This window comes from Pseudomonas sp. W5-36, assembly GCF_046540455.1.
GTDB classification, from domain to species: domain Bacteria; phylum Pseudomonadota; class Gammaproteobacteria; order Pseudomonadales; family Pseudomonadaceae; genus Aquipseudomonas; species Aquipseudomonas graminis_B.
On record NZ_JAXCIQ010000007.1, the window covers coordinates 157,862 to 171,257 of the forward strand.

The 13,396-nt window shown below is 58.9% G+C and carries 10 protein-coding genes and 1 riboswitch; of the genes, 2 read left to right on the forward strand and 8 right to left on the reverse strand.

What is annotated here, in order from left to right:
- The first annotated feature begins 219 nt into the window (after positions 1-219).
- Positions 220-1,245 (forward strand): type III secretion system chaperone, encoded by a 1,026-nt coding sequence (locus SLW74_RS14710; protein WP_410929317.1) that lies wholly within the window; start codon positions 220-222, stop codon positions 1,243-1,245.
- A 152-nt stretch (positions 1,246-1,397) separates the two neighbouring features.
- The gene (locus SLW74_RS14715) at positions 1,398-3,227 is read left to right on the forward strand and encodes a hypothetical protein (protein WP_410929318.1); all 1,830 of its coding nucleotides are present in this window, start codon (positions 1,398-1,400) and stop codon (positions 3,225-3,227) included.
- A 657-nt stretch (positions 3,228-3,884) separates the two neighbouring features.
- On the opposite strand, the gene SLW74_RS14720 is transcribed toward SLW74_RS14715, so the two are convergent.
- The 8 genes from SLW74_RS14720 to SLW74_RS14755 all read right to left on the reverse strand — a co-directional run bounded on the left by SLW74_RS14720 (position 3,885) and on the right by SLW74_RS14755 (position 13,299).
- Positions 3,885-5,201 (reverse strand): OprD family porin, encoded by a 1,317-nt coding sequence (locus SLW74_RS14720; RefSeq protein ID WP_410929319.1) that lies wholly within the window; start codon positions 5,199-5,201, stop codon positions 3,885-3,887.
- 199 nt (positions 5,202-5,400) lie between these two features.
- Positions 5,401-6,231 (reverse strand): DJ-1/PfpI family protein, encoded by an 831-nt coding sequence (locus tag SLW74_RS14725; protein ID WP_410929320.1) that lies wholly within the window; start codon positions 6,229-6,231, stop codon positions 5,401-5,403.
- A gap of 11 nt (positions 6,232-6,242) precedes the next feature.
- Positions 6,243-8,429 carry a TonB-dependent siderophore receptor gene (locus SLW74_RS14730; protein ID WP_410929321.1) on the reverse strand — a complete coding sequence of 729 codons (2,187 nt, stop codon included), beginning with the start codon at positions 8,427-8,429 and terminating at the stop codon, positions 6,243-6,245.
- 98 nt (positions 8,430-8,527) lie between these two features.
- Positions 8,528-8,914: a DUF2946 domain-containing protein gene (locus SLW74_RS14735; RefSeq protein ID WP_296306230.1), complete on the reverse strand. Its 387-nt coding sequence runs from the start codon at positions 8,912-8,914 to the stop codon at positions 8,528-8,530.
- A 48-nt stretch (positions 8,915-8,962) separates the two neighbouring features.
- A complete protein-coding gene (locus tag SLW74_RS14740) occupies positions 8,963-10,357 on the reverse strand; it encodes a PepSY-associated TM helix domain-containing protein (protein WP_410929322.1) in 1,395 nt (464 codons plus the stop codon).
- A gap of 101 nt (positions 10,358-10,458) precedes the next feature.
- Positions 10,459-10,869 carry a DUF2946 family protein gene (locus tag SLW74_RS14745; protein ID WP_410929323.1) on the reverse strand — a complete coding sequence of 137 codons (411 nt, stop codon included), beginning with the start codon at positions 10,867-10,869 and terminating at the stop codon, positions 10,459-10,461.
- Between the two features lie 196 nt (positions 10,870-11,065).
- On the reverse strand, positions 11,066-12,118 hold the full coding sequence (locus tag SLW74_RS14750; RefSeq protein ID WP_410929324.1) for a HoxN/HupN/NixA family nickel/cobalt transporter: 1,053 nt from the start codon (positions 12,116-12,118) through the stop codon (positions 11,066-11,068).
- A 33-nt stretch (positions 12,119-12,151) separates the two neighbouring features.
- Positions 12,152-12,273, reverse strand: a riboswitch (cobalamin riboswitch).
- 111 nt (positions 12,274-12,384) lie between these two features.
- Positions 12,385-13,299, reverse strand: a complete 915-nt coding sequence (locus SLW74_RS14755) for a LysR substrate-binding domain-containing protein (RefSeq protein ID WP_410929325.1) — start codon at positions 13,297-13,299, stop codon at positions 12,385-12,387.
- Positions 13,300-13,396 lie beyond the last annotated feature (97 nt).

A 13,396-nucleotide genomic window follows, 5' to 3' on the forward strand; every position in this document is an offset into this window, starting at 1 on the left:
CGCGGGGGCGGGAGACGGTTCTGCCCGATAACGGCCCATCGCTGGGAGCAGCTTTTGACCCCTCGGCAGTACAAAAATGTAGTACATGGCGGGGAACCGATTTGCGTGCTGGTACCACACACAGCTACGAACATGCCTTGCCTACTTGTAACGCCCTTGGTAGCAGCTTCCCACGTGCCAGGGCGCTTTATAAGAAGGCGCTGACGGATTGGTGATTTCATGCTCACAGACCCCAACCTGCGTTTTTCTACGCCGTCTCGCTCGCCCCGGGCCCGCAATGCGCCCGCCGACACGACGCTAAACGGCCTCCCGCCAATGGGGGACGACACCCGCTCCTGGCTGACCGAAGTGGCCCGAGCACTGGGCCTGTCTCCCCAGGCAGCCGCCACTTTCACACGCTACGGCATGCTGACGCTGTCACCCTTGAACGTGGTGATGGTCCGCCAGCAAGAGGAACCACCCAGATGGTCCCTGCTGGGGTTCATTCAGTCGCCGACCGGGATCAGCCCTTTGCTTTGGCGCGAGGCCCTGCTGCGCGCCAACTGCGTGAGCATGGCCCTGGACACCTGCGTGTGGGCCCAGGATGCAAGCGGCGCCACGCTGCTGGTCAAGCAATTGCCCTTCTACCACCATAACGACAGCCAGGCGCTGATCAAGGCCTTCGAGCAGATGCAAGCGTTGGGGGCCAGCCTGCTGGTCACACTGATAGCCGCCGCCAACGCCAGCGAGAATCCTCCCGAACAGCCCTCGGCGGATATGGCACCGGCGAACTCGCAATTGGCGCAGCTGGGCGAGAAGGTCGACGCCATCGCTCAGCAGCAGATCAACGACCAGTGGCACCGACCTTTGCTTGAGCGGGCCTTCACTGCTCTGCAAGTGCCGCTGCCAGGCCAGGCGTTCGGTAGCGTGGGCTCGCTTAAGGTGAATGATCGCTACATCGACATCATCGCCGACCCCGACCAACGCCACCTGTTGCTCAGCACGCCGGTGGCGGTTGCCCTGAACGGCAATGAGCAACGCGGCGCCGCGTTGCAGAGCAATCTGTACTTGATGACCGGCGCCCAATGTGGCGTCGCCCTGGCACCGGCTGGCGCCAGTCTGCAAGCGCGCTGGGACAGTACTGGGCTCGATGGCGACGACCTGGCGAGCTGGCTGGTGCGTTTCGTGACCCTGGCCGTTGGCATTGACAGTAATCACCGGACTGGGGCTACCTCCGGCAGGCGTTTGAACGGGAGCAATATCTGATGGTTGGCGGCATTGGCAATAACCACGTTACGGCCCCTCTACTGCCCAGCACGCAGCCGTCTGCAGGCAACGCAGGCAATGCGGGGCATCAACCACCTACTCTGCAGGACCGCTTGCGCAATGCTGGTCACTCGGCATTGGCGACGGGTGGCATGCTCATTGACGATACGCGGAACAGCCTGCCTTCGGGCCGCACCATGGGCGCCATGGCGGGGCACGCGTTGCAACAGGCGGTGACTTGCGGGGCCACGACCTTCGCTCGGGAAGAAGTGTTCATGCATGCCTACAATGCCATGCTGCCAATACTTCAGGACCAGGGTGCCCCGGCGTTGATGGCCGCCCAAGTGGCGGTGTCGGGCACCAAGATCGCGGCGAACCTCTATCGTCATTCACGCCTGGACCACCCGGATCCGGAAGCGGGGGTGAGGGGCCACTTTGGCCTCAGCCCCGAGCAGTGGCAGAGCAAGACGCCGACCGAAAAAGCCGCGCTCACGGCCGAACATAAGAGCGACTCGCGCAATGTGACGCGCAACGAGATCGTGGCCGACGCCGCTTTCCTGGTGATGTCCGCGCTGAGCCACAGCCATGGCGATGGCGCCCTGGCTGCCCGGGTGCTGGCGACCCAGATGCGCAATCTGACCTACGCCGCCAGCCGCGAAACCTTGCAGGCGACCGTCTCCACGACCACCAGCAGCAACGGCACGAGCACCCATGGTGTCAATTCCGATCATATGAACGCCAATGCCTGGACGTACTCAGCGATGACCCTGGCCATGGGTTACCTGCAAGATGCGGTGATCGGCCATGCCTTGCCCGCCGGGCAATCGGCGGCGGGCCCAACGGTTAATGATGAGCATGGCAAACCACTGACCGGCGCGGCGCTCAACAGCGCGATCAACACGGTGGCGGGCATACGCGCCTTGGCTAACACCGCGATCGAGACAGTGGATGCCTACCGGGGCAAGCACGCCAGCCTTGCTGAAGTGGGCGATACGCAAAAGCTTCAGACCGATGCAAGCAAATTGTTACCGCTCAAGGATTATGAGCGTTTGCTTGACCATTCTCCTGCGCGCTTGAGCTGGAACAATATTTCAGGGGCCCTGCCCCTGGCGCTGGACACTCTGACCAAGGGCAAGGTCTCGCCCGCTGTGTCTCAGTTCTTTAATAACGCTGGCGCCGCTGCCATGTTTGGTTTGACCTACGAAACGGTCAACAAGACCTACAATGCCCATGCCACCAACCGGGCTGCCCGCGCCGCATTGAATACCGGTAGCCCCCAGACTACCGGCGGCCAGGCGGGTGTTACCGCCACGGTAGCACCGGCGCAAGTGCAGCCAACTCCAACTGCACCGGCGCAAGCGCAGCCAGCTCCAGTCGCGCCGGCGCAAGCGCAGCCGGCTCCAACTGCACCGGCGCAAGCGCAGCCAGCTCCAGTCGCGCCGGCGCAAGTGCAGCCGGCTCCAACTGCACCGGCGCAAGCGCAGCCAGCTCCAGTCGCGCTGGCGCAAGTGCAGCCAGCTCCAACTGCACAGGCGCAAGCGCAGCCAACTCCAATTGCGCCGCCGCCGGCGCCTGTCGCCCAGCCGGCTCCAGCCCAACCTGCCCAGGCCCCGCAACCAGCCGCCCAGGCCAGCACACTTGCCCCGGCAACACCGGCGAGCCGAACTGCACCCAAACCAGCGCCAGTGCCGACCTCCGCCCTGGCCCAAGCCTCTATGAGGTCTCAAGCCCGTTTTGCTAATGTGGGCGTAGGCCAATCGTCCGCGGGCCCTGCCCGTTCGCCGGCCGCCGTGGCTGCCGGTGCCGCTGCCATTGCTCGTGCCGCCGCTGCCGCTCGACCCGCGCCCATGCCCACATCGACGCCGACCGCCGCTCAAGCCGCCGCTGCCTTAGCCACACCTGTCGAGCCAAGCGATGCGGCAGCGCCTGCACCTGAGAGCATAAATATGGACTTGGCAGACAGCTCGAGCGGGAAGCCGTAATCGGCAGGGGAATGTCAGCGTGCGGTGAAGGTACCTACCCGATCCGCCGCCTCCATCATCAGCAAGATCAAGCTGGCCAAGACCGGGCAGGGCGGGGCCTCGGGGATCTGGGGCCCAATCCAAACACCGATTACCGGCAAGATGATCGATACCATCACCCGCAGACCCCGGGTTATTTTGCCCGCCCGTTAGTTGCGATGGCCGGCCCGGAAGAGGCCCCGATTTACCTCCGACGCGTGCTGCGACGGGATATCGTTTCGAAGATGGTTCATGATTCCCCAGAGTGTGTTTTTTGTTCTGCAACGCTTATGTCGCAGCCATCGCGTGTGTTGGGGCGCCTGCTGAAACTACAAGTGCTTATAGGTCGCGGATCGAAAGGTCAGTACATGCAACCGCCGACATTCAGCTTTTACCCTGGGCGGCTGCAATTGGCAGCTAGCTGACCTCAACGAGCGGCCGATCTAGGTCGACCCTAAGCGGCCGCTCAGACTTAAGCCCCCCTAACGCTTAGCTGAATCGAGCGATGTTTACGTTGAATCCCTGGGAATGTGTAAGAGCATGACGTATTTCTTGCGCTGGTAATTGGAGCTGGCATCGCCGCTTTGCATAGGAAGTGTAGGGCTGCCTGCTCCTTAGAATGGTCATCACTCAGGCCCGTCAGAACCGTCCTGTCAACGGATACTCCACGGCCAACCTGATTTGCTCCGCATCTAGCTCTGCCTGAGCAGTATTTCCTCTGTGCAGATTATGCCGTATCGACACCGCTGCACCTTTGGCGGGCCCGCTCTGTACGACGTAGCGGGCCTCCAGATCTCTTTCCCAATGCTTACCATTGGCCCCATAACCTAGATAAGCGTAACCACCGCGAGTATCCACACGACTGCCATCAATCTTGCTGCCACGCGTATAGGCAGCGCTCAAAAGCAGACCCGGAGCGCCCCATTGCGCAAACGACAGGTCATACCGGGCTTGCCATGATTGTTCATTGGGCGCATTGAAATCCGACATCTGCACGGCGTTAGTGAGAAAGATGGCACCTCGGGTAACGTAGTCAAAAGGCGTATTCCCGTCGACGTGCTGATACCCCAATCCGAAGCTGTGTGCACCTTGAGCGTAAGTCGACATCAGACTCCAGGTCGTATTGTCGATGCGACCCGAAAGCGACTTTCCCGTATTGGTTGTGCGGTAAAGGTTCAGGTTGAAAGCAAGAGAGCGATTGTCATCCAAGGGGAACGCAAACGTGCCGCCCAGGTAGTGCTGGTTCCAGGTGTCTTCGTACCGAGAGCTGTAAAGGCTCGCAGTCATCTGTTTGGAAGGGGTAAACACCACGCCTGCAAGATCGAATGCGTTACCTTTCAAGCCGTTTGAGTAATTGACTACAAAACCTTGGTCGTGACTGGTTGCATTGCGATCAGTGCTTTCGGTGAAGTGTCCACCCACGAGCTTGACGCCTTGGAACTCATTGCTGCTAAGGAATACACCCGTCGCGGTCTCTGGCAGCAGGCGGCTATCTGAAGAGCTGAATACTGGTGTCTTTACCCGCTGCTCACCATAGGAAATGACTGTTGAACTGAACCGCAGCTTAAGCGCTGCCCCGGCTCGGCTGAACTCGTCTTTGGGATGTCCATCGTTATCCAGACCCAGCAGACGCGCTTTGCCGGCTCTGCCACCGCCGCTGTCGAGTTTCAAGCCTTGATAGGCATGTGCATCAACACCCACGCCCAGTGTTCCTTGGGTGAACCCCGACTGAACGGTGCCCATGAGACCGTATCCCCACTCCTCGGCATAGCCGTTACGATCAGCGCGTGGTTTGTATGCATTGCGAGCGCCGCCGTTGCGTGCCCCCTTCTGATAATTGCGATGGTCGTACACGCTTCGGTTAAGAACAGCCCAAGTGCTGTCCTCAATAAAACCCTTCGCCTGGGATTGTGCCGAGTCCGCAAATGCAGCGGGGCTCAGGAGGCTGGTCAACATTACGGTTCGAAAAGATAGAGCGTTCATTTGGTTTTTGACTTGTCCATGCGTTGGGCGGGAAGGTGGCGAGCATGGAACTCTTCCGTCGAGGTAGCCGATAAGCGCCTTTTAATGGACTGGCTTGTCGGATTATGCTTCGAAAGACCTCCATGCGTGCACGGCGCGCGCTCTTGCGAATGTGCGCCGTTAACCAATGGATTCAGCCTTTAGCCGCATTGGAGAGGGCTTCTGCCTTTTCAGTGAAACCGGCTACGAGCTCGATCATGGCCTTCTTGACGTTCGGCGGTGCGGTCTTCATGGAACCGGCATTGAACGGCGGATCGGGATCGTATTCACCCATCAACTGAGCGCACTCGGCGTAGGTCTGATCGCGCAGCTCAGCGACCATGCTCAGGCCGAAATCCAGTCCTGCCGTTACACCCGCCCCAGTGATTCGGTTGCGGTCGCGGACCACACGGGCATCGGTGGGAATCGCACCAAACCCGGCCAAAGCATCCCGGCACGACCAATGCGAAGTTGCCTTATAGCCCTTTAAAAGCCCTGCCGCGCCGAGGATTAGCGAACCGGAACAAACACTGGTGACGTATTTGGCACGTGCGCCGCGATCAGCCATGAATGTCAGTGTCGCGGCATCTGTTGCAGCTGCAATGGTGCCGTCCGTGCCGCCCGGGGTGAACAGCACAGTGAGGTCGCGGGGGCAGGTGTCGAAGGTAGCGGTCGGGATGATCGTCAACCCTGCATCGCTCGTCACCGGGTCCAGTGTTTTGGCGACTATGTGAATTTTGGCGCCCATGAGAGAGCCGAACATGCAGTGTGGCCCGATCAGGTCCATGACCGTCATGCCGGGGTAGATCAGCATTCCTATTTGCTCGTCACCTACCCAGTGCACCTTGTCCATGTCGCGGTCCATGTCAGGCATGGTGTGTGCGTACGTTGGCTGTTCAGCTGCCGAGACTGCGCGAGGAATACTGGCCGCTAACGGCGCGAGAAGCGCGCCAAGCATCAGATTACGGCGTTGGTTATCGATCATGATGGTCGTCCTTAGAAGCGGGCAGTGAGAGTGAGGTACGCCGAGCGCGGCTGAGTGGGCAACACCAAGGGCGAGCCGAGGTATTGATAGGTCTCGAAGACCTTGCGTCCCGTGAGGTTGACTGCTGAGACCGAGACCGTGTAACGGTCGAAATCGTAGGAAGTCTGCGCATCGAGCAGTGCATATCCGGGTGCGGATACTGTGTTGGGGAGGGTGAGTTCGCGTGCGCTGAGCGCTGTGATACCGGCACCGAAGCCCACACCCTTGGCGGCGCCGTCGAGTATTCGGTAACGCGCGGCGAGGCGACCGCTGTGCCTCGGCACGCGCGGCAGGCCATCACCGACCGGGATCGAGTTGTCCTGCGTCACTTCTGCCTGGGTGTAGGCATAGTTGGCCAGCAATGAAAGGGCCGTGGTCGGTTCCCAGACCAGATCCGCCTCCACGCCACGAGCGCGTTGTTCACCGCTTTGCACTGAATAACCCAGAAGCGCATTAGCAGGATCAGGATCAGGGGTCGAGACATTACGACGCGTCTGCTCAAACACCGCGAGGGTGCCGGAAAGGCCCACATCGTTGAATGCCAGCTTGATGCCCGCCTCATAGTTGCGAGACAGCTCAGGCTTGGGTGTTTCATTACCGATGAAGTTGAACGCGCCGCGAAAACCGGTGGAGTACGCGGCATAAAGCGCGAGGCTCTCGGTCAGGTCGTAGGTGACGCCCAGCCGTGGCGTAACACGATGATAAGCGGTGTCGACGCCCTGTTCTTGCTGCTTGAGGTCTAGCTGGGTCAGACGCAACGAACCCAGCAAGTGCCAACGGCCGTAGGTCGCCTGGTCCTGAAAATAAGCGGCCGTGGTCTCGTAACGATTGGTCTGAGTCACGAGTACCTCAGGCGTCGCTCCGTAGGATATCCCATAGCGTGGATTGGCCAGATCAAGCTCGCCGATCAGCTCGGCATTGGAGACACCTGAGGTGAAGTCTGTACGGTCGTAACTGGCGCCCACGAGTAATCCGTGGCTCCCGCCCAGCGCCTCGACACGGGTGCCCAAATTGGTATCGAAGGTGTTTTCTCGTACGTTTCCTGGCAGGTACAGCTTGAAAATAGGATAGACGGTGGGTGACGCAGGACTCGCCCCGAGCAACTCCGGATAAACGAAGCTGCCGTAATCGCGGAACTTGCCCTCGTAGTGCTGAGCGGTGACGCTCATCCGCGTGTCGTCATTCAACTCATGCGTGAGTTGCGCGGTGGTTGTTCGATTTTCGATAGTAGTGTGAGGCTGCCCACTGGTAGCACCCGGGAAGGCATTGCGATCAATCTGACCGCTCAATGCCTGGACGGCTGGCAGGCCGGAATATTCAAGCTGGCTGCGATCCTCGTACTGGCCGCGCAGCAACAACTCGGTCTCTGGCGTCAGCTGGAACGAGATGCTCGGCTGAATCGACCATTGATGGCCTTTGACATGGTCAATCCAGCTGTCGTTTTCCTGGTAGTCAGCGGAAAGCCGTGCAGTGACCTTGTCGCCGATGGGCGTATTGAGATCCATCGACGGATTCACCGTACCGAAGCTTCCGGTGCGCATCGACAGCAAAGCGCTTGGCTCGGCCTCGGGTCGTTTGGAAATCACATTGATCAAACCACCTAATGGCGCACCGATGCCACCGCCATAAAGGGCAGATGTAGGACCTTTGAGCACCTCGATACGCTCGGTGCCAATCAGGCTGGTTGGGTCGATGCTTGCCGCTGTCCCTCCAAATGCAGGGAGCCCGTTCATGTAAATCTCAGCCGGAAAACCGCGCACAATGGGCTGAGCAAACAGCGCCTCTTGCGGCTTGGTGGCCCTCACACCCGAGACGTTGATCAGTGCATCTGAAAGCGAGTGACTGTCTTGCTCCTTGAGCATCGATTGGGTGACGACTTGCACCGATTGCGGAACCTCATTCAGCGGCGTATCGGTCCGGGTAGCTGAAGAGGCTGTGGGTGCTGTGTAGCCGTCACGCACACCTGAAACGCTTATAGGCTCCAGTGTCCAGGTCTGTGAACGCTTGGCTAGTTGTGCGGCATCTACGGCGCCGTTCTCTGTTTGTGCGGCTTGGGCAAGCACGGGTGCCGCCAAGCCCACAAACATGCAGAAGGCATGACGCCAATACAGGCGAAATGGATCAATGTGGAACAGCGGCTCGTTCTGAGTCGAGTACATGGGATCGTCCGATGAAAGTCAGAGGCTGGCCGAGCGCGCAGGTCCGCATTCCATCAACGAGCACAACAGCCCATCGACGCAGAATCAGCGATTCGCGCTCAGCAAAAAGTAGAGGTGACGTTCAGCGGCCAAGCCGGTGGTGCCCTGCTTCGCGCACCGGGAAATACCGGCGCAGTCGTTAGCTGGGTGGTGAAGTGACTAGAACGATATTGCGGGGATGGGACATTCAGCCGCAAGACTGGCAGGTTGGATTCGGCAAGCGCGGGATGCTGGAACAGCAGCGAGCAATACCCACACTTCTCCCAGACGATCAGCGCATGTTTTTTCTCGGCAGCAGCATGGAGAGACATCTGGCTCATGCCAGGCATGTCGTGGCATTCCATGCCAGCCATCATCTGCACCGGCTGGCTTTTACCGTGGGCAAGGCTGATCCCCTGACTGATCAGCGGACCGACGAAGATCATCAGCATGGCGAACAGACTCAACCATGCTCCGATCAGACGCCTGTTACCCATTAGCCGCGCACCTGAAGATTACGCCTCGCTTTCGACAAAACGTCTGGCGGCTCGCCGGTAACCCAGGAGTGCATCCAGAACGATGAAGCCCAGGAGACTGACGCCCAGTACGGGCAGCGCAAAGCCAATGAGCAGGGCTGTCAGGATCGTCGTCCAGCGCACTCCCGGACTCAATGAGCGCCAGAGATTCAAGAGCGTTGCCTGCTGCTTGCGCGCCAAAGAGAGCGTTGGGCGACGTCGCCACCACATCACATAACCCATGACAACCATGGCAGCCAGGCCACTGGCGAAGACCACCAGCACCCATTGATTGACCAGACCCAACAACACGCCCATGTGTGCATCAATGCCCCACCGGGTGAGTTTGGCAGGCAACGAGTATTCCGAAAACCTGACGTGGTCGACTACTTCCAGCGTTTGCGGGTTGATCGACACAGCATCCACGTGCGTGGGCCAGCTGCGGTCTATCTCGCTGACTACCCAAGCTTTGTCATTGCTCGTGGAAGGCCTGATTTCAACCTTGGCAGCATCGATATGCTCGGCGCGCGCTCTGGCCAAAACTCGGTCGAACAAGGCAGGGTCCAGCACGAATTCCTGTGCCGAAGCCGCCATGTGCATATGATGCTCGGCGTGCTCGTCCATGGGCATCTGCATCGGCGTTGCCCCCGACTTGCCCAGTGAAGTTGCGACGCTAGGCGTTGACCAGCCGTAGTAGGCACGCAAAACGCCAATGTTATCGCCGGCGTACTGCGACCACGTCAGCCCGGTGGCCGAGAAGAACAGCAGCCCCAGCAGCAGCCATACGCCGGTAGTGGAATGCCAGCGGCGCACATTGCCGCGTTCGCGACTTTGCCCACGACGGCGAACTGCCCACAGTGTCAGGCCGCCGAGTGCCGCCACCCACAACCACGAGGCGGCCAACTCGCTGTAGATCCTGCCGATGTCCCCAAGCAAAAGACCTCGATGGAACTGATCGATCCAGGTCCGCAGCGGCAGTACACCGCTGGTACCGTAGACCTTCATGTCCCCGCGAATCTCGCCACTCACCGGATCTACGAACAGCGCCCGGTGCTCTGACGGGCCAAAGCCCGGATCGTTGAACATAACCCGAGTGGTATCCCCTTGCCCGGGGGCAGGGCGTACCGCTGCAATGCTTAGACCTGGACCTGCTGATGCCTGGGCGTGCTGAATCTGATCCTGCAAGCTCAGAACAGGGCCACGGCTGTCTGTGTGGAGGGCATGTGCGTAGAGCGAATCTTCGATCTGAGGAGTTAACGCATAGACGATCCCGCTCAAAGCCGCGACCAGCATGAACGGACCGACAAATACACCGATGTAAAAGTGGAGCCTTTTCAGAAAGGCGACAAATGCCCCGGACGATTGGGGCTCCGTGCGTGAAGATGATACGGACATAAGGACTCACCAACGTGTAAACGCGTCCGAACGGGATCACATCCCGGAAGACTATAAATTGGTTATTCGTGCGAGCGATGCTCACACTTCCACGACAGCCGCTAAGGGGCCTGTGGATTGAGTCCTGGGAGGGAGTGGCGTGATATTTTGCTCAGACAGAGGTCGGGCAACACGAAACGCGGACTGCGGGTACGGATCAGCCAGCTCAGCGCCACGAAAAAGATCATCGCCAGCGTGAGTGTCCCGGCGAATGAACAGTCTGCCGACTGCATCTTCATACTGTCTGACCGATCCTTCTTTACTGAAGCACCGTCCATGGACATAGGCATCTTGTGATGCCCACCATGCATATCCGACATGCTGTGGGCAGCAGGGGAGGCTGGGCCCGCTGCATCACCGGCAGAAGCCGACATCATCCGGCCGTGGCCGACACTGCACGCAAGACCATTGAACAGGACAACTGCATAAAGTATCCAGGCAATGGCCGAGCAGTGGGTTCGGAAAAAATTCATGGCGGGTAATTTAGCATCTCTCGCATGGCCTAAGCACACGTTTACGACCTGTCAAAACGACGCAGTGCCTTGCAAAACGCGCGCAGTCGATCTGCCTGGCAAGATCGTGAACAGCCATGGGGTTCCCATCCGCATACCCGCCAAGTTGTGCAGCCGCACATCCAGGCATGCACACGTCGGCTCTATCGTCTCAGCTTCAGGTCAGTTCCATTCGATCAAAGCCTTTGAATCGATACAAAGCCACAGACGCTAGCCAGCTCAACACGAAAACAGCGATGATCAGATAACCCAGCATGCCAAAGTGATCGTTCATGTCGCCGACCAAGTCCCAGAAAGGTCCCTGCAGGGACAACTTGTCCGCTAATAACCCCAGCCCCTCCACGCCGCTTATCAGTACCGCGACTACGACGGACACCAGGGTGATGGTCATGTTGTAGTAGATCTTACGCATGGGCTTCAGGTAGGCCCAGCCATAGGCGCCAAGCATGAGGTGCCCGTCAAGGGTATCAACCAGTGACATGCCTGCGCTGAACAAGATCGGAAAGACCATGATCGACCACGGCGACATGCCTTGTGCGGCCTGTGATGCCGAGATACCCAACAGCGCAATTTCTGAGGCAGTATCGAAGCCCAGTCCGAACAGAAAGCCCAGTGGAAACATGTGCCAGCTGCGAGTGATGACGCGAAACAGCGGACGGAACAGGCGTGCTAGGAAGCCGCGGTTGGCCAGTAGTAGGTCAAAGTCGTCATCGTTATACTTGCCTCCGGCGCGGACGTTCTTCCAGGCCTTGTAGATCGAGCGCAGTATGATCAGGTTCATGAGCGCGATGAGCAGGAGGAAGGTGGCTGATACAGAAGTGCCGATGACTCCGCCGATTTCTTTAAAGCCCTCGAAGCGATCGCTCAGGGCCGAAGTTGTCAGCGCCACTAGCAACGAAGCGATCACAACCACTGCGGAATGGCCCATGGAGAAGAAGAACCCGACCATGGCTGGGCGCTGTCCTTCCTGCATCAGCTTGCGCGTGACGTTGTCGATTGCCGCGATGTGATCGGCATCCACGGCATGGCGCAGCCCAAAGCCATAGGCGAGCAGAGCGGTACCGAGCAACACGGGGTGATCCCGGAAAGCGATGAATGCCCACATCCAGGCGAACACATTAATGGCCAGTAACAACGCATAGGTACTGATCAGCTTACGACGTGTTTCGGGATTGGCATTGCGGATGACGTTACGCCATTTGGAGAACATGAGCCTACCTCGGGAAAATGCGTCCCATTGGTGAAGATGAAGATCGGCAAAGACAGGTCTGGCTCCCAGCTAACTGGTTACAGTGGCGCGACCGCGCGGAATTTCACCGGCTTCCGTCTTTACGATAGTGTTGAGCCGTCTCAGTTTAACCCTGCGCGGGTCGAAGTCGACGGCTGTTTTGATGAGAGCAGCATGCGCCACCCATACCGGCCGGCGTCTGGCAGAGGACAGTCCGATCGGAGCCCTCGGCGGCCTGATTAGAAGACTCACATTTGCATATGATTCTCCACCAGCTTCAAGTCTTTGCTCAATTGAATCCGCAACGCAGAGATCAATCTTCGTGCGTTGTCCGCCAAAGGCTTCCCCGGGCGGAACAACAGTAAGCTGGTGAAGTTAACCTTAAGGGAGAACGGCCGAATGACCAGGCCACGGTCAATGTAATCCACAACCGCGACCGGGTTAGCGAAGCCAAAGCCGATGCCACGCATTGCCATCTCGCAGACTGTGTGGGCATAGGGCGTTTCAATCCTGATATTCGGCGTGACACCGTAAGGAGCTAGCGCGGCCTCCAATCGCCGACGGCTACTGTCTTCTGGGTTGAGCGCGATGAAGTCATGATCGCCTATGTCCTGCGGGGTGATCACTGACAGCCTGGCAAGTGGGTGATGGGGTGGCATTGCCATAACGCCTGGCGAATCCAGAAAAGACGAATGTTCAAGCCCTGCCACAGGCATCTCATCTGCCATCAGGCCAAAATCGCATTGGCCGGACGATACGTCTTGATGAACCTCCCTTGAGCTCAGCACCCGTAATGAAAGCCTCATGTCTCGCGCTGCCAGATCGAAAGAGGAAAGGGCCCTGGGCATGAACGCATTGCCGAGTGCGGGATGGACGGCAATGGCCAGGCGATCGGTGCCGAATTGCTTGAGGCTCTTGATCCGATGCTCGATGGCGTCCATTCCGATGAAGAGTCTGTCCACATCCACCATCAACGCGTGGGCTTCCTGTGTGGGTACCAGGCGACCGCGAATCCGATGAAAAAAAGCCAGCCCGGCTGAGGTCTCCAGTTTGCGAATCGCCTGGCTGACAGCGGGCTGCGATATTCCGAGCATATTGGCGGCTTTGCTGGTACTGCCTGCGTTCATGACGACCCGGAACACTTCGATCTCGCGGATGCTCATCTGTGCAGCCTATAATCTTTGCTTATTGAGTTAATAATTCTACGTGTAGCCGCCTTGGTAGGTCTATTGAACAATGTGCTTCAGTGTTAGTGACCCA